The 16441-nt window shown below is 62.0% G+C and carries 15 protein-coding genes and 1 pseudogene; 9 read left to right on the forward strand and 7 right to left on the reverse strand.

All coding sequences use genetic code 11. The features are described 5' to 3' along the window. The 6 genes and pseudogenes from ACMNI9_RS05450 to ACMNI9_RS05475 all read left to right on the forward strand — a co-directional run. Window positions 1-290, forward strand: a pseudogene (locus tag ACMNI9_RS05450) (hydantoinase/oxoprolinase family protein); the annotation flags it as partial. A 775-nt stretch (window positions 291-1065) separates the two neighbouring features. Next, window positions 1066-1890 carry a transporter substrate-binding domain-containing protein gene (locus ACMNI9_RS05455; protein ID WP_114567680.1) on the forward strand — a complete coding sequence of 275 codons (825 nt, stop codon included), beginning with the start codon at window positions 1066-1068 and terminating at the stop codon, window positions 1888-1890. A 187-nt stretch (window positions 1891-2077) separates the two neighbouring features. Next, entirely contained in the window at window positions 2078-2731 is a 654-nt protein-coding gene (locus tag ACMNI9_RS05460; protein ID WP_216528806.1) for an amino acid ABC transporter permease, read from the forward strand. 41 nt (window positions 2732-2772) lie between these two features. Then, window positions 2773-3540: an amino acid ABC transporter ATP-binding protein gene (locus ACMNI9_RS05465; RefSeq protein WP_216528807.1), complete on the forward strand. Its 768-nt coding sequence runs from the start codon at window positions 2773-2775 to the stop codon at window positions 3538-3540. A 184-nt stretch (window positions 3541-3724) separates the two neighbouring features. After that, window positions 3725-4207, forward strand: a complete 483-nt coding sequence (locus ACMNI9_RS05470; RefSeq protein WP_114567675.1) for a YbaK/EbsC family protein — start codon at window positions 3725-3727, stop codon at window positions 4205-4207. Beyond that, window positions 4200-5003, forward strand: a complete 804-nt coding sequence (locus ACMNI9_RS05475) for a histidine phosphatase family protein (RefSeq protein ID WP_114567674.1) — start codon at window positions 4200-4202, stop codon at window positions 5001-5003. The genes ACMNI9_RS05470 and ACMNI9_RS05475 overlap by 8 nt, the downstream gene beginning before the upstream one ends. A gap of 6 nt (window positions 5004-5009) precedes the next feature. Here ACMNI9_RS05475 and ACMNI9_RS05480 read toward each other — a convergent pair whose 3' ends face one another. The 4 genes from ACMNI9_RS05480 to ACMNI9_RS05495 form a co-directional block, all read right to left on the reverse strand. Beyond that, window positions 5010-6311, reverse strand: coding sequence for an MFS transporter (locus ACMNI9_RS05480; protein ID WP_418831181.1), 1302 nt, complete (start codon window positions 6309-6311; stop codon window positions 5010-5012). Window positions 6312-6352: 41 nt separating this feature from the next. Further along, window positions 6353-7177: a MerR family transcriptional regulator gene (locus ACMNI9_RS05485; RefSeq protein WP_114567672.1), complete on the reverse strand. Its 825-nt coding sequence runs from the start codon at window positions 7175-7177 to the stop codon at window positions 6353-6355. 9 nt (window positions 7178-7186) lie between these two features. Beyond that, window positions 7187-7852 (reverse strand): GNAT family N-acetyltransferase, encoded by a 666-nt coding sequence (locus ACMNI9_RS05490; protein ID WP_225749550.1) that lies wholly within the window; start codon window positions 7850-7852, stop codon window positions 7187-7189. A gap of 165 nt (window positions 7853-8017) precedes the next feature. Beyond that, on the reverse strand, window positions 8018-8983 hold the full coding sequence (locus ACMNI9_RS05495; protein WP_114567670.1) for a helix-turn-helix domain-containing protein: 966 nt from the start codon (window positions 8981-8983) through the stop codon (window positions 8018-8020). A 285-nt stretch (window positions 8984-9268) separates the two neighbouring features. On the opposite strand from ACMNI9_RS05495, the gene ptcA reads away from it, so the two are divergent. The 3 genes from ptcA (at window position 9269) to aguA (ending at window position 13202) form a co-directional block, all read left to right on the forward strand. Next, complete coding sequence (gene ptcA / locus ACMNI9_RS05500) at window positions 9269-10312, forward strand: putrescine carbamoyltransferase (protein WP_225749548.1); 1044 nt, start codon at window positions 9269-9271, stop codon at window positions 10310-10312. Between the two features lie 135 nt (window positions 10313-10447). Beyond that, window positions 10448-11941 carry an APC family permease gene (locus ACMNI9_RS05505; protein ID WP_114567668.1) on the forward strand — a complete coding sequence of 498 codons (1494 nt, stop codon included), beginning with the start codon at window positions 10448-10450 and terminating at the stop codon, window positions 11939-11941. A 100-nt stretch (window positions 11942-12041) separates the two neighbouring features. Next, a complete protein-coding gene (aguA, locus tag ACMNI9_RS05510) occupies window positions 12042-13202 on the forward strand; it encodes an agmatine deiminase (protein WP_114567667.1) in 1161 nt (386 codons plus the stop codon). A 245-nt stretch (window positions 13203-13447) separates the two neighbouring features. Here the strand turns inward: aguA and ACMNI9_RS05515 are convergent, their stop codons facing one another. The 3 genes from ACMNI9_RS05515 to ACMNI9_RS05525 all read right to left on the reverse strand — a co-directional run. Beyond that, window positions 13448-13864 carry a hypothetical protein gene (locus tag ACMNI9_RS05515; protein ID WP_225749547.1) on the reverse strand — a complete coding sequence of 139 codons (417 nt, stop codon included), beginning with the start codon at window positions 13862-13864 and terminating at the stop codon, window positions 13448-13450. Window positions 13865-14864: 1000 nt separating this feature from the next. Next, window positions 14865-15059 carry a hypothetical protein gene (locus tag ACMNI9_RS05520; protein ID WP_216528816.1) on the reverse strand — a complete coding sequence of 65 codons (195 nt, stop codon included), beginning with the start codon at window positions 15057-15059 and terminating at the stop codon, window positions 14865-14867. A 121-nt stretch (window positions 15060-15180) separates the two neighbouring features. Further along, a partial coding sequence (locus ACMNI9_RS05525; RefSeq protein ID WP_418831182.1) for an ATP-binding protein occupies window positions 15181-16441 on the reverse strand: 1261 nt, incomplete at its 5' end.

A 16441-nucleotide genomic window follows, 5' to 3' on the forward strand; every position in this document is an offset into this window, starting at 1 on the left:
ACCTGGCAGGAACGGCTCAGGTGCTTACGCCCGAGCATGCCGGGTGCGCGAACGCTATCGGCTCGGCCATCTCGAAGGTGAGCGGCGTGTACGAAGCGTTGATCGACTACGACGTGACGCCGCGCGAAGAGGCGTTGGAGAGCGCGCGCGTCGCTGCGTGCGAGGCTGCCGTGGAAGCCGGTGCCATTCGCGATACCGTGGAGGTCATCGATGCCGAGGACGTTCCCTTGGCGTACTATCCTGGCCACACGAACCGCGTGAAGGTGAAGGCTGCGGGAGACTTGGCGTAAGCAAGGCGGATGCCTGCAGGTCCGCTGGTCCAGGCGGAGACGATGCGTTTTTGAAGGACGCCCTGACGACCTGGTCGGGGCGTCCTTGTTTTCCGGGGTTTGCATGCACGATGCGCAGGTCGCGAGCGCGAAGGGCTCCAGTCGCTGCGAAAGGCAGCTCCAGCGCAGCATGGGGAAGGGAGAAGTCGGCAATGAGCCATCGAATGCCCCTTCGCCGTTCTTGCGATGCCGGCGCGGGAGTCCGACGCGTGCGCGCCGTTCGCCCCTTTCGCTGGCTTGCGCACGAAAAACCGCTCCCGCTGGCAGGTTTTCACGTTTAGGGGTCGTCGAAGTTGGCGCCGTTCCCGTTGCCGTTCGGCTCGCTTTTCGTTATGCCTGGTCACGGCCTTGGGCTGTTGCGCTGCGCTTTTGCGAGCGCTTGTCCGGTCGGCTCAAGCGACCTCAAACCGTCAAAACCTGCCGGCGGGAGCGGTTTTTCGCGCGCAAGCGCCGCTGTGGGGGCAGGGACGGGAGGTGGGGGCGGCGCGGGAGCGCGAAACGGGTGCGTGGCGGTGCGGGGGCTCGAAACGGAGGCGCCCTCCGCCCGCCCCGTCGCCGTGTCCCGCCTCGCTCCGAGCGACGTTCTGCCGCTTGCCGCGTCACGTCCAAAGAGGGGCTTTCCCTTTTCGTCATCTATGCTATACTCTGCTCCAGCACTTTAGTGCAGTAAAGTAAAAGAGTGGCAGGATGCATACCGGGGAAGGGGCGGATCCTGCGCGACATGATGGGAGAGGCAATGAAGAAGAAGCTTTTGGCGATTGTCGCAGCTGCGGCGACGCTGGCGCTTTCTGCGGTGATGCTGGCGGGTTGTTCCGGCGGCAACCAGGAGGCAGACAATGCGGCTAAGGACGGCCAGTTCACGCTGACGGTCGGATTCGACCAGAGCTATCCGCCCTACGGCTACGTGGGCGACGACGGCCAGTTCACGGGCTTCGATTTGGAGCTTGCCAAGGCCGTGGCTGAAAAGATGGGCTGGAATCTCAAGCTTGAGCCTATCGACTGGGACGCCAAAGACGCGCTCATCAACAGCGGCTCCATCAACTGCATCTGGAACGGTTTTACCATGGAAGGCCGTGAAGACGGGTACACGTTCTCCGAGCCGTACATGTACAATGAGCAGATGGTGGTCGTGAAGTCCGGAAGCGACATCAAGACGCTTGAGGACTTGAAGGGCAAGATCGTCCTGACGCAGGTTGATTCCGCGGCGCTGCACGTGCTGGAGGACGAGAAGGGTCAGAAGGCCCTTGCCGATACCTTCAAGGAGCTTCAGACCATCGGCGATTACAACAACGCGTTCATGCAGCTTGAGTCCGGCATGGTAGACGCCGTGGCGTGCGACCTGTCCATCGCCAGCTACCAGATGGCCGCTAAGTCCGATGCGTACGTTAAGCTGGGCGTTTTGGCTCCCGAGAACTACGCGGTGGGCTTCAAGAAGGGCGACACGGAGCTTGCCAAGCAGGTCACCGACGCGTTGAAGCAGCTGGATGACGAGGGCTTCGTCAAGCAGCTGTGCGAGAAGTATAAGGATCAGGGCATCACGTACGACAACTGGGTGCTGTAAGACTCCAGGCGGCCGACCGGCCGCCTGAACCGCTCGACGCTGCGAAGCGCTGACGCACCCCGCTTTGCCCCTTGTTCGCTTGCCCTCACGTGCAAAGCACGCTCGGCCGCGAACCGGGGCAATTCGGGGCACGTCAGCGCTTCTCGCTGACTTTGCTGGACCTGCGACGTTTCAAGAAAGGCCGGGTATGGAATTTTCCACCATGATGGAGCTTTTGCTTTCGGGCTTCGTGTTCACTTTCCAGATCTTCGTGACCACGCTTTTGGGGGCGCTCCCCTTGGGCATCCTGGTGGCGCTTGGCCGTATGAGCCGGTTCAAGCCGGTCGCGCTCATCACGCGGTTCTACATATCGATCATGCGCGGCACCCCGCTCATGCTGCAGCTCATGGCCCTCATGTTCGGGCCGTATTACCTGTTTGGCCTGCAGATGGGCAACGATTGGAAGTACATCGCCTGCTCCATCGGCTTCATCATCAACTACGCGGCCTACTTCGGCGAGATCTACCGCAGCGGCATCCAGTCCATTCCGCGCGGCCAGTACGAAGCGGCCTCGGTTCTGGGCTACTCGCGTCTCCAAACCTTCATGAAGATCATCCTTCCCCAGGTGGTCAAGCGTATTCTTCCGGCTATGGGCAACGAGGTCATCACGCTGGTCAAAGACACGTCGCTCGCGTTCGTTCTGGGCATCATGGAAATGTTCAGCCAGGCGAAGGCGCTGGCGGCGTCGCAGATCAGCATGGTTCCGTACGTGATCGCCGGTGCGATCTACTGGATATTCAACTTCATCGTCGAAATGATCCTGACTCGCATCGAGAAGCGTCTCAACTATTACCGCGACTGATCCGCCTCGTTGTTTTCTGACCTGCAAGAAGGAGTAGAGCCATGACCGAACAGACGCTTGTGCAGCTGGATCACGCTCGTAAGAGCTTCGGCGACGCGCACGTGCTCAAAGATATATCCCTGACGGTGCGCAAAGGCGAGGTGGTGGCCGTTATCGGCCCGTCAGGCGGCGGCAAGTCCACGCTTCTGCGCTGCCTGACGCTGCTGGAAACGCTTGATGCCGGGCGTCTTGCGTACGGCGACTTGGTGGTTGCCGAAGACGACGGGACGGGGCGGGCGAAGTACGCGTCGAAAGCGGTTCTGCGCGAGGCGAAAACGCGCTTCGGCCTGGTGTTTCAGAACTTCAATCTGTTCCCTCACTACTCGGTGATCAAAAACCTGACCGACGCGCCCCTCCATGTGCAGAAGCGCCCCAAGGACCAGGTGATGGCCGAGGCGAAGGCGCTGCTGGCGAAGATGGGCCTGACCGGCAAGGAAGACATGGTTCCGTGCGAGCTTTCCGGCGGCCAGCAGCAGCGCGTGGCCATTGCCCGGGCGCTGTCCCTCGATCCCGACGTGCTGTTCTTCGACGAGCCCACCAGCGCGCTCGACCCTGAGCTGACCCAGGACGTGCTCAAAGTCATCCGCGACTTGGCTGACGAGCGCATGACCATGGTCATCGTCACGCACGAGATGGGCTTCGCGCGCGACGTGGCGGATCGCATCGTGTTCATGGACGGCGGCGTGATCGTGGAGGAAGGCCCGGCGGCCCAGTTGATCGAGAACCCGCAGCACCAGCGCACGCGCGCGTTCCTTTCCAAGTACGAATAGGGGAATGCGGCAGGATTCTTGAAGACGCCCGCTTTCCGTTCGAGTCGGGCGGGGCGGGCGAAGCGAACGCGCAGGGAGGCGGGGCGAAGGGTGCCCCGCCTCCCTGTTCTGTACGGGAGTTTCGACCGGAAACGTCCAGGAGATTGCTATACTGGGCCGGTCGTTTGAAGATGGGAGGCACGACGTGGCTATCGATAGAGTGCGGACGTTTCTTGAGGAGCGCGGCATGGGAGATCGCGTGCTCGAGTTCGAGACATCGAGCGCAACGGTTGATCTTGCGGCCGCCGCGGTGGGCTGCGAGGCGGCGCGCATCGCCAAGACGCTCTCGTTTCGCGTGGGGGATCGCGTTGTGCTTGTGGTGGCCGCCGGTGACGCGCGCATCGACAACCCCAAGTTCAAGGCGCAGTTCGGCGCCAAGCCCAAGATGCTCAAGGCCGACGAAGCCGAGCCTTTGATCGGGCACGCGGTAGGCGGCGTGTGCCCCTTCGCCGTGAACGAGGGCGTCGAGGTGTGCCTGGACGAATCGCTGCGACGCTTCGACGTGGTCTACCCGGCAGCGGGCAACGCGGCGAGCGCCGTGCGCCTGACCCCCGATGAACTGGAGCGATGCGCTTCTCCCTGCGCCTGGGTTGACGTGTGCAAGCTGCCCCAGGACTCCCATGAATAGGAAGCTCGCGCCGCAGGGTCCCCTGTCCGACTCCCTTGTGCGCGACGAAGCGGCCCCCGTCAACTTCTACGTGGTCCGCCATGGGCAGACGCTGTTCAACGTTATGGGGAAAGTGCAGGGGTGGTGCGATACTCCGCTTACCGACGAGGGTATTCGCGCAGCTCAGGCACTTGGGCGCGGATTGGCTAGCGTGGATTTCGCAGCCGCCTACTCAAGCGACAGCGGTCGCGCCGTGCAGACGCTCGACCATCTGCTGGACGCGCGGTCGCACGCGCGCGGTGAATCCTACGTTGCTCCCGAGCCGTTCTTGTCCCTGAGCGGCGGCGAGCCGTCCTGTTCGGGCGTTTCGTTTCCCCTGGCCCATGACGCGCGGTTGCGCGAATGGTGCTACGGCGATTTGGAGGGCGAACCGGGCGAGCTTCTGCATGCGACGCTCACGGCGGGCTTCGGGGCCGATCTTTCCTTCGAGGAGCACAACCGCCGCCTGCCCGAGGTGGCCGACGTTCTGGCGAATGCCGACTGCTCGGGGCGCGCTGAACGCTTTGCAACGATCGAGCAGCGGCTCCGCGGCTTCTTCTGCGAGGCTGCTGCGACCGTGCAGCGTTCCGGCGGCGGCAACGTGCTGGTGGTGACGCATTCGTTCGTAGTGCGCACGATCGTGTACCTGGTCGATCCGCTGCGCGTCAACGATCCCGTGAAGATCCCCAACGCGAGCGTCACGGAGCTTGCGTTCGACGGCTCGGCGTTTTCGCTCGGGCGCATCGGCTCCACGTCGTGGCAGGAGCGCGACCGCTAGCCTGCGCTAGCGGTCGGCGGCGGGAGCGACCTCCGGGGACGCCTCTTCGCCGGAGGCCTCGCTTTCATCGTCCAGGTGGCGCATCGGCTTCACCAACAGAGCCGCTACGGTGATAAGCCCCCAGCACGCCATGAGGATCAGCGCCGCCGGCCTCTCTCCCAGCGTGCTCACGGCAACGGACGTGGCGAACACGGCTACCGGAGCGGCAATCAGCATGATGGAGTTCTGGGTGCCGAACGCGCTGCCGCGCGAAGCGTCGGGGATGCGGTCGTACATGAAGAATCCCAATAGCGCCGAGGCCGGGCCCGCCGCAATGCCCAGCACGAGCGCGCCGAGCAGCATGAGGGGGAAGGGCGGCAGCGTGCTGAGCAGGGCCACGCCCACCGCCATGCCGACGAGCGACGTCACGTACCACGCGCGCCTGCTCAAGCGGGGCGCGAGCGCCGCGTATGCAAGCGAGCTTATCAGCATGCCGCCGGAAAGCGCCGACAACACGTAGCCCAAAAGCTCAGGCTGGCCCGTAAGCGTGAAATGCACGGGAAGCGCCAATCCCTGAAACGACCCCATGACCATGACGATGCCGAACGAGAACAGGGTGGAGCAGGCAAGGACTCGATCGCTGCGAAGCAGTACGCGCAGTCCCTCTCGCAACGCGCCGAACGCGGCTGCTGCGATACCCCGGGAAGGGCTGGGGCTTGCGGCATCGATCGGTTCGCCTGCGGCGGTTTCGGGAACTCCGACAACGCTCGGCAGGGTCATGGTAACGATGGCCGCCGCGGCGGAGAGCGCCGCCGTGAACCAAAGGGCGGAGGTTCCGCCGACCGTGCCGATCAGCAGCGCAGCGATCGCCGGGCCCACGATGGTGGTGAGCGAGTCCAAAGACTGCGACATGCCCATGAATCGTTGCAGGTCAACACCGTCGCGCTTGGTGACGGTGGGCAGCAGGGCGTCGCGTGCGGTCATGCCCGGGATGTCTCCGACAGCGCCCATAAGGCCCAAAACGACGAACCACCAGAAGTTCAAGCCCCAGATCATATCGACGATGGGGATGAGCGCGACGCTGGCGGCGGATATCAAGTCCGAGAGGATGGAGATGTTTCGCCGGTTGAAGCGATCGAGCGCGGCGCCGCCCAGAACGCCCAGCAGCATCTGCGGAACGGCGCATACGAGCGCCAGGGCGCCGGCCGCCAGTGCGTCGCCGGTGGTGGCGAGCAGGATGAGGGGGAGCGCGATGGCTGCGATCGAGTTGCCAAGAAGCGAAAGCGTACTCGAAACGAGGAAGCGGATGGTAGTGCCTTTGCCGTGCATGATAGTCCTTTCTGCGTCGGTGATCTACCGAGCAGTAAAAACTACGACGTAACGTCGGGGTCAAGCATCAGCTCCCGTTTCTTCATAATTCGTCGCTCCATCTCCTCCTCGATGCGATCTTGCGCGTACACCTGGGCTTCGTTCAGCCCCTGCTTCGCCATCTCGTCTATGAGCAGATCGGCCGGCGTGTCGAAGTCTCGATCCCAATTGTCGGGATCGAAGGAATCGATAATGGGATCAAGGCAGTTCATGGTCTCGGCCACCAGGCGATCGATCTCTTCGCGCGGGGTGTCGGGAGCCAGGTTTTCGAACCGATCCTGTATCTTATGCAGCCTGTCCAGAAGCCCGCGCTGATCGAGTGCGGCGACGGCGCGTTCCAGCTCCGCTACGTCCTCGTCGGTGTAGAGGTGCCCGGCAATGAGGAGCGTTTGGCGGTTCCCTGAATGGATGGAGGCTGTCTCGTACGCATCGCCCATGAGGGTTTTCGCAGCACGTGCGAAGCGTATCGGCAGGTCAGGATCGAGCTGCTCGCGTTTCAGCAGAGCGATGGTGCGCCGCTGCTCTTGCAGGTGCGCAATTTGCAGCTCCAGCTCTCGGTCAAGCTCGTCAAGGGCGGCGTCGGCGTTCGGGCCGGACGCCGCTTCCAGGTTCGCGTCCATCTCGTCGAGCACTTCGCCGATCCGCGAAAGCGAGAACCCCAAAGCCGAAAGCCGTTTGATGCGCAGCAGGCGCACCAGGTCCTCCGCCTCGTATTCGCGGTACCCGTTTTCCGCGCGCGACGGCTCCGCCATAAGCCCGATGGCGTGGTAGTGCCTCAGCGTGCGCACGGTCACGCCTGCAAGCTTGGCAAGTTCGTTGCTGCGCACGGAAGGCTCCTACGCGACGGGTTGCGGATCACGCACCATGCAGCGTTCGACCAGGTCGAAGCCGGGTGCCGTTTTGCGCTCGACGGTGATGAAACCGTAATGGCCGTAGATCTGCTCCAGGCGATCGGTGTAGCAATCCAGGTACGTGCGCAGGTTGCGCGCGTCGGCGTAGGCCAGGATAGGCTTGATAAGACGACCGAACGCCCCGCTGCCGCGACGGGCGGGATCCACGCCGATGGACACGAAGTAGATGAAGTCTTCGTCGCAGGCGGCATGCGCGAAGGGCCAGTTCGTGTCCGACAGGGGTTCCATGGCTTCGGCGCGCGGCAGCAGCACGGCCTGTTCTTCCGGCGTCAGCTGTGTTTCCACCAAGCTCCAGGACCGCTCCTCAAGATCCGCCCATGCAGCATCGCCCAGATCGCTGCGCAGGAAGGCGTTCGCCACGCCGGCATGGTCGGGCAGCGCGTGCACGCAGCCGTAAGGCGCGGTGGTCATGAAGTCCGACCTGATCGATGCCTGAGTGATGGCAAGCTTGCGGTCTTCGTCCGCATCAAGCGCGTCCAAGCATGTGACGTACCAGAGCTCTTCGCGAAAGCAGGTGCCCAGCATGCGCGCGAGTTCTTCAAGAAGGTCGGTTTGATCAGGTTCGATGGTGACAAGGCCGGACGGGTTCATGACAAGATCCTTTCGAGGCTTCGGCGTTGTCGCGACGGTGACGTATCAACGCTGCGACAACGCCGAAGCGGTGCGTGCTCCTCTGTTGCCCCTTGATTCTCGCATGACCGCGCTTGCTTGTCGAGCCGCCCCCGTACGCTCGAAGGTTGGCCGCGCGGCGCCGCTTTATTCCTTCCAGAAGTCGCGCGCCAGCTCTTGGCGGCTCGCGTGGTCGGTCTTCTTCAGGATGTTGTGCACGTGCGCCTTCACGGTTCCCAACGCCAGTTGCAGCTCGCTTGCAATGTTCTGGTTGTCCTTGCCTTGCAGCACAAGGGCCAAGATCTCGCGCTCGCGCGCCGTCAGGCCGTGCCGCTCGCAAAACGTGGGCAGCAGGTCGTCGATGTGCCTTTGCACGGTGGGATTCTCGGATGTCGGCGGTTCCTTGAACCGCATGCGAAGCGTTTCCCCCGACTCTTTCAAGCTGAAGAACGCGAAGGCCAGCATAAGGAAGTTCTCGCAGAAGTTGCGCTCGGATATGTAGAGGGGAAGCATGGTTGCAGATACCGCTTCGGGGTTCCAGACCAGCATCATGAACGTATCTTCCACAAGGATGCCCAAGGTCAGCGCTATCGTGATCAGGAACAGCGGCTCCTGTCGCTTCATGCGCGTTTTTTCTATCTCGTTCGTAGAAGTCCAGTACCGGCGCAGCAGGTAGGCAAGGCACCAGATCAAAAACACTTGCCGCATGCTGTAGAACAGCCACTGCTTGAATTGTCCTTCGGGAAGGATGATGACGATCGCGCCGCTCAAAATCACGAATCCTACAGCGGGAACGATTCTCAAAGCGAGCCTTTTTTCATCCACGAAGTCACAGGCGACAAGCCAGAGCGATTCGATAACGCCGGCTGCGAACAAGATTCTGAGCAGCGGTTGATCGATGGCGTAGAACGCGTCCAGGGGGAAATCCGTATTCTGCCCAAGGTATTCGTTTTGGAAGATGATCGCGAGATCAAGGAAGTAGAACAGGAAGAACGCCACCATGAACAAATGGCTGCGCCTGCGGGAGACGAAGTATGCAGAAAGCGAAATCGTCCCTGCGGCAACGCAGACGAGCATGATGAGAATCGTATAGAAATAGAATGCGATCTCCAAGGCGATACTCCCTCGTTTTCCGATGGACGAAGTGTCTGTGCCGCTTTCGGTAATTCTACCTCGCAGGTTTAGAAGGGTGTAGCGAGGTTGTAGGGCAATTGGCGACGCTTACTATAACACCTGATCAATCAATTAAACACCCAAGATTATTTGAGATATAGAAGAGGCGTGCGAAAAATAATCTTCATTATTCCTTCACAAGAAGCCATCTTGGCAGCATGGTAGGCGCCAAGAGAAGCGGCCGGGAAAAGGCATCGGCCGCGGCAGTCAATAAGGAGGACCAGCATGGCCGTGAAGGACTACATCGACACCAACGACTTCACCAAGGAAGAGCTGCTCGACATGATCGAGCTGGCGCGCTCCATGAAGACCATGATCAAGGAGGGCGGGCGCTACCCGCAGGTGCTCAAGGACAAGACGCTCGGCATGATCTTCCAGCAGGTGTCCACCCGCACCCGCATCTCCTTCGAGACGGCCATGACCGACCTGGGCGGCCACGCGCAGTTCTACGGCCCGGGCACCATCCAGCTGGGCGGCCACGAGACGCTCGAGGACACCGCGCGCGTCATGGGCTCGCTCGTCGACATCCTCATGGCCCGCGTGAACCGCCACCCCGACGTGGTGGGCCTGGCCGCCAACAGCGCCGCCCCCGTCGTCAACGGCATGTCCGACTACAACCATCCCACCCAAGAGCTCGGCGACCTGCTGACCATGATCGAGAACCTGCCCGAGGGCAAGAGGATCGAGGACTGCAAGCTGGCCTTCATCGGCGACGCCACCCAGGTGTGCGTGTCGCTCATGTTCATCGCCTCGAAGATGGGCATGGACTTCGTGCACTTCGGCCCCAAGGGCAAGCAGGTCACCGACGGCGGCCTGGTGGTCGACTCCGACGTCGACATCATGGCCATCGCCGAGGAGAACTGCAAGGCGTCCGGCGGCACCGTCACCGTCTCCGACGACATCGAGTGCATCAAGGGCGCCGACTTCATCTACACCGACGTGTGGTACGGCCTGTACGACGAGGAGGAGGGCGGCGAGTCCTACATGGACGTCTTCTTCCCCAAGTACCAGGTGACCATGGAGATGATGGACTTCGCCGGCCCGGACTCCAAGTTCATGCACTGCCTGCCGGCCACCCGCGGCGAGGAAGTGACCGACGAGGTCATGGACAGCCCCGAGCGCTCGCTGTGCTGGGTCGAGGCCGAGAACCGCAAGCACTCCATCCGCGCCATCCTGGCCTACCTGTGCCCGAAGACCGTCGAGGACGCGGCCGTGGCCGACGCCGCCGAGGCCCGCATGAACGCGGTGCTCGAGAAGATCAGCAAGTAGCAAAAGAGACCTTGGCGGGTTGCGCGGCGCGAGGCGCGCAACCCGTTCACCATGATCGAGCGCTCCACCGGGCCGGGCCCGCGTCGCCAAGCCGGCGCGGCTCGGTGGAGCCGAACCCCTGGAAGGGGGATACGCATGAGCAACAAAGTTAAAAAGTTTTCATTCATGAGCGTGATCCTGTCGGTGATCTGCGTCGTGTTCGTTGCCGAGGCCGCAGCACCCGCAGCCGCCATCGGCAACCAGCAGTTCTTCTGGTGGATCTTCCTCATCATCACGTTCCTGCTTCCGTACGGCATGGTGGTGGCCGAACTGGGAACCACGTACGATTCCGACGGCGGCTTGTACGACTGGATCCGCGAGGCGTTCGGCGATCGCTGGGGCAGCCGTGTGGCCTGGTACTATTGGATTAACTTCCCGCTGTGGATCGCGTCTTTGGCAACGCTGTTCCCCGATATTCTGGGCATGGTGTTCGGCGTTGAGTTCGAGCTGGGCCCGGTGCTTGCCATCGAGCTGGCATTCGTATGGATCGTCGTGTTCATGAGCTTTTCGAAGGTGTCCGATTCCGCGTGGATCCTCAACGGCGGCGCCATCCTCAAAGTGCTCATCGCGGTGTCGGTCGGCGGTCTGGGCATTTGGTACGCCATGAACAACGGCTTCGCCAGCGATATGTCCCCGGCTACGTTCGTTCCCGACCTCACCAACACCAACGCGCTTACGTACCTGTCCATCATCCTGTTCAACTTCATGGGCTTCGAGGTCATCTGCACCTTCGCCGACGCCATGAAGAACCCCTCGCGCGACATTCCCAAGGCCATCATCTTGGGCGGCCTGGCCATCGCTGCGATCTACCTGTTCTGCTCGTTCGGCATCGGCGCTGCCATTCCGGCCGATCAGATCGATCCCGACTTCGGCATGATCTACGCGGTCATGACCATGGTGGGCGAGGCTTCCCCCATCTTCATGCTGATCTGCGTGGTGTTCCTGGTCACGCTGTTCGCGAACATGGCTTCCTGGTCCTTCGGCGTGAACTTCGTGGCCGACTATGCGGCGAAGCACGGCAACATGCCCAAGCTGTTCGCCCATGAGAGCGCGAAGACCGGCATGCCTACGGGTGCGGCAATCATCAACGGCGTAGTGGCGTCCTTGGCCCTCATGCTGCAGTTGATCCCGATTCCGGCTATCTCCGAGGGCATCTTCTGGATGCTGTTCTCCATGAACGTCGTGTTCCTGCTGATCAGCTACATCCCCATGTTCACCGCGTTCCTGAAGCTGCGCAAGGTCGATCCGAACCGCCCGCGCGTGTTCACCTTCCCCTTCAAGGGCAAGCTCATGTACGTCATGCTGGCCGTCCCCGCCATCGAGCTGGTGCTGGCTATCATCGCCACCATCGTTCCGTTGAACGGTTCGGAAGAAGAGCTTTCGAAGATCCCGATGCTGGTTGGCGTGCTGGTGTTCGTCGTGCTGGGCGAGGTCGTGCGCATCTGGTCGAAGCGCGGCCGCACGGAGGAGTACAAGGGCCTGACGCCCGAACTGGCTGCTGAGCGCTTGGCCGAGGAAGCCGCCGAAGAGGCGCGCGAGGCTTCGCAGAGCGCTGCGGAGAAAGACTCCGAGGCTCAGCCAGTAGCGTAAACGCTGCGATTTCGATTGGACGGGCGGGGCGATTCGAACGTCCCGCCCGTGGGAGAATCTACGAAACAGGATTTGCAAACCAAACAGAAAGGTGTGCATCATGAAGACGATTACCGAATCCCAGTCCACCCCGAAGGCCGACGGCTACCGCATGCCCGGCGAGTTCGAGCCGCAGACCCGCATTTGGATGGCATGGCCGCACCGCACCGACACGTGGGCATGGGGCGCGAAGCCCGCTCAGAAGCAGTACGCGGCGGTTGCGCGCGCCATCGCCGAGTTCGAGCCCGTCACCATGTGCGTGAACCAGGTCGACTACGCCAACGCCAAGGCCGTGTTCGAGGACGATGAGAACATCACCGTCATCGAGATGACCACCGACGACGCATGGGTGCGCGACACCGGCGCCACCTGGGTGGTCAACGGCGAGGGCGACAAGCGCGCCGTGCATTGGCACTTCAACGCGTACGGCGGCTTCGAGAACGGCCTGTACTTCCCGTGGGACAAAGACGAGCAGATCGCGCTCAAGATGGCCGAGATGAGCGGGTGCCGTCGCTACCGTCCCGAAAGCCTCATCCTTGAGGGCGGCTCCATCCACGTGGACGGCGAGGGCACGGTCGTCACCACCGATATGTGCCTGCTCGATCCCGGCCGCAACGCATCCGTGACCGACTACGAGGCATGGTCCGAAGAGCTGCGCGCGTACATGGACGAGGGCCTGAAGAACTACCTGGGCGTCGAGAAGGTCATCTGGGTGAAGGACGGCATCGACCCCGAGGAGACGAACGGCCACATCGACGACGTGGCGTGCTTCGTGGCCCCCGGCAAGATGCTGTGCATCTGGTCCGACGATCCGGACTACCCGTTCTACAACGAGTGCCACGCCGCTTACGAGACGCTGTCCAACGCCGTGGATGCCAAGGGCCGCAAGCTTGAAGTGACGAAGCTCGTCATGCCGGTGAAGCCGCTGTACATGGACCAGGCTTCCTGCGACTCCATCGATATTGACGAAAACGCCGAGCCGCGCGTTGCCGACGAGCCGCTGATCGCGTCCTACATGAACTTCCTCATCGTCAACGGCGGCGTCATCGTGCCGCAGTACGGCGACGAGAACGACGCGCTGGCCGTCCAGCAGATCCAGGCCGCGTTCGACGAGGCTTGGGGCGAGGGCGCGTACAAGGCCGTGGGCGTGAAGACCGACCAGGTGGTCTTCGGCGGCGGCAACATCCACTGCATCACGCAGCAGGAGCCTGCCGGCAAGTAAGTTGATCGATTGCGGCGGCTTGCGCTTTGCTCAGGCTGCCGCAATGCAATTCCGCCTTTTCCGCGAAGCCGCTTGGTTCGATGCGAAAATCCGGTGCGCACCGGGCATCGAGCCGAGCGGCCAAAGAGCGACCCGTATCGTCGGGTCGCTCTTTTCAATGAAACAGGGGGACGGGCCATCGCCTCCGTCCCCCTGCTTCATTCGCATCTTCGCCTTGCCGGTTCGTTTTCCGTCGAACGCGATCGCTACGACTTCTTGGTGATCTCCGTCTTGCATTTCGGGCAGACCACGCGCAGGGTGCCTTTTCCGCGCGGAACCGAAAGGGCTTGGCCGCAGTTCTTGCAGGTGAAGTACAGCGTGGTTTTGCGGTTGACCCACTTCTTCTTGGCAAGGGCGTACGCGCGTTTCGGCTTGGCCATGACGCGCTCGTACACGGCGTTTTCTTTGCGTCGTTGGGCGAAGTTCTTGGAACAGGTGCGGAACAGGGCCAAGGCCATGCTTATCAGCGCGACCCATGAGAATGCTTCCAGGTAGGGAAGCACGGATAGCAGCATGGAGATGATGCCCAGCGCCATCAGGCCGTTCGACAATCCGTCAAGCCCGTAGCGCCCTTGCATCCATCGAGCGGTCTTCAATGCTATGCGCTGAAAAAAGTCCTTCACGTGTGCTGCCTTTCGCCGAGTAAGCTGTTGCGGTTTCATGGAGTGCCATTCTACCGCAGAGCGCCCTGCAGGCTCCGAGTTTTGAGCTGCTGCAGGGCGCGTTCCCACGATACGAGGTTTGCGAAATGCGCACGAGCGGGCTTCGCGCCTGTTGCCCAACGGTTTATTAGCCTTGCGACGGAAGAAGGCGTCGTCGTGGCTGGACGGCTGATGCCGCGCGCGCTCGGCTCGGTGGCTGCTGCCCGCGTTGGCAGCGGGCATCCTGTTTTTGCACGATTCTTCCCCCAATGTTGCGTTCAAAGGGCCTACTAAGGGGATGTCTTCGATGCGATTGTGCGTTTTGCCTGGTCGTAAATGCTTGCCGTCGGTGCGCGGGCCTCGGTATGTGCTCGCACGCAACATTTCGGGAAGAATCGTGCATTTGGGCGCGCGAGCGTGGTCGTCGGCCCGCTCGCGCCGACCTTGGTTTGGGTAGGGGCGCGTGCGAAATGTGGGCGCAAATGAGGACCTGTGACACGATATCGGGAGCCAGAAACGCGCTTTCGCGTCTTGAGGGAGCGTCCTGTTTCTGCGCCTTGCAACATGTGTAAAGCTCCCGCACGTTTTCGGTTAGCGCGTCGTGACGTAGCAGAGGCGCGGGCGCGTGCCGCCTTGGAACGCGAGGCTCGCCAGCAAGCCGCCCTACTCCAGGGCGCGTAGGATCTCGTAGTGTAGAAGCTCCTTCTCGATGACGGGAGTCATGGCCTGCCGACCGTTCGCGCGCGAGCTGCGCGACGTAGGCGTTGAAGTCAATTTTGGGCATGCGGCTTTCCTTCGTCGACGAGGTCGAGGGTGCGGCGGGTCGAGCGCAGGTTATCGTAGGCGAGTCGCTTCGAGGCCAGCGACAGCGCATGGCCCTCGCGCTTGACGAGCTACGGCAGGATGCGCTCGACGGACTGCTTCGTATGGGTGAACTCGATGACGCCGTAGGGCGTCCGGTACTCGCCGCTGCGGCCGGTGATCATGAGAGCGAGCCGGTCGACGGGATCTGCGAGATCTCGCCGTAGAGCGAAAGGGCGCTCTCGAAGCTCTCGAACGTCTGGTCGAGTGTGCGACCCGATTCGTCCAGCACGATGGCAAGGTCGCGCTTGCGGAACACGTAGCGCCCGCGAGCGTCCCGATCCAGCAGTATATTGAGTGCATCTTGTAGCTTCATGCTGCCTGTGGTCAACGCAAATACGATGAAGGACGGGTATCTGCGTGCGTCGCCAACGCCCCGTTCGCGTCTGCGCTATCGAAGTTCGTTTTTATCCCGCCATTTATCCCGCCATTTATCTTCAGGTCCCTTTTGTCAGGCTTTGTGAAGGATTTATTCCGTCATCTGCACCGCTTAAAACCATCCAGCTGCCGGTTTTGTTCGAGCCTTTTCGGGTAATGAGCCCCGCGTCTCGAAGCTCTTTGAGCGAACGCTCGACTGTTCGGATCGACCTGTGTGTTCGCTCAGAAATTTGCGCCACGGTCAAATCGGATTCGGCTTTGACCGTACGGAAGACGTCTAGCGCTGCCCGGGAAAGCGTCCAGTCGGGTTTCGGGGCGGTTGTTGCCTGCGTTTCCCGTTCGGACATCGCCGCGAACGGATCATTGCGGTGGAAGACCACGGTGGTGCCGTTCATGTCCTTCTGGTACTCGAGTTCGATGCCCTCGGCATCGCAGAGTTTTTTAATGCGGGGGAGGCCCGTGCCGAAGGACTCGATCTCCTTGGATAGGAACAGCGCCTTGGCGATGAGCTTGTTCCTGCTGGTGGACGACTTGTCCTCGCCCGACAGGTGAGCTTCCGGGGTTTTGCCGTGCGGAAACCAGCCGGGGCTGAAGATCTCGACGCTGTCAGGGTAAACTTCCACTTGGATTGCCAGATCGGAGCGGTACGAGCGGTGTGCGAACGCGTTGAGGATGGCCTCGCGCACGGCGTCCATGGGAAGCTCCGGTATCTCGTCACGCTCGATCTTGCCGGTGAACACGGCTCTTCTCCTGATGCTGCTGAGCACGTAGAACTCGGCTTTGCGCGCCAGCTCGAACAAGGTGCTTTGCTCCTGCTGGATGTCCAGGATGTCGACTCTCTGGTGGTTGGCGAAGATGGCCATCTTGAGCATGGGGTAGAAGGATTCGCAGAACAGCACCTCGGCTGCGTTGGTGAGCCGTCCTTCCCGTATGAGCCCCAAACGCGTGAGCGTGCTCTCCACGCCTTCGTACGCGAAGCTGATGCGGCCGCACGCGTTGCCGCGCTCGATGTAGGCGCGCAGCTCTTTCTCGCTGGCGTCGGCGACGTTGCGCTGCGAAAGCCGCGAATCCCAAGGGTTGATCCGATCTTCGGCCTCGACCGCCATGCGGCGCACCTCTGCCGGTGCCATGAGTACGTCCTCGTCCGCGACGCGGATGCGGTAGGCGCCCTTGCAGGCGTAAGGAGCGTCGCTTCCGGAAAAGTCCACCCGCACGTAGCGGCGCCCCTCGTCGTCGTCGAGTGCTTCGACGACGGGATGCACGCGCGGGTCGATGGCGCAGCCGATCGCTTGGCTCACCTCCCGCAGCGTCGATTCCGCC

Source organism: Paraeggerthella sp., from assembly GCF_048427265.1.
Taxonomy (GTDB): Bacteria; Actinomycetota; Coriobacteriia; order Coriobacteriales; family Eggerthellaceae; genus Paraeggerthella; species Paraeggerthella hominis.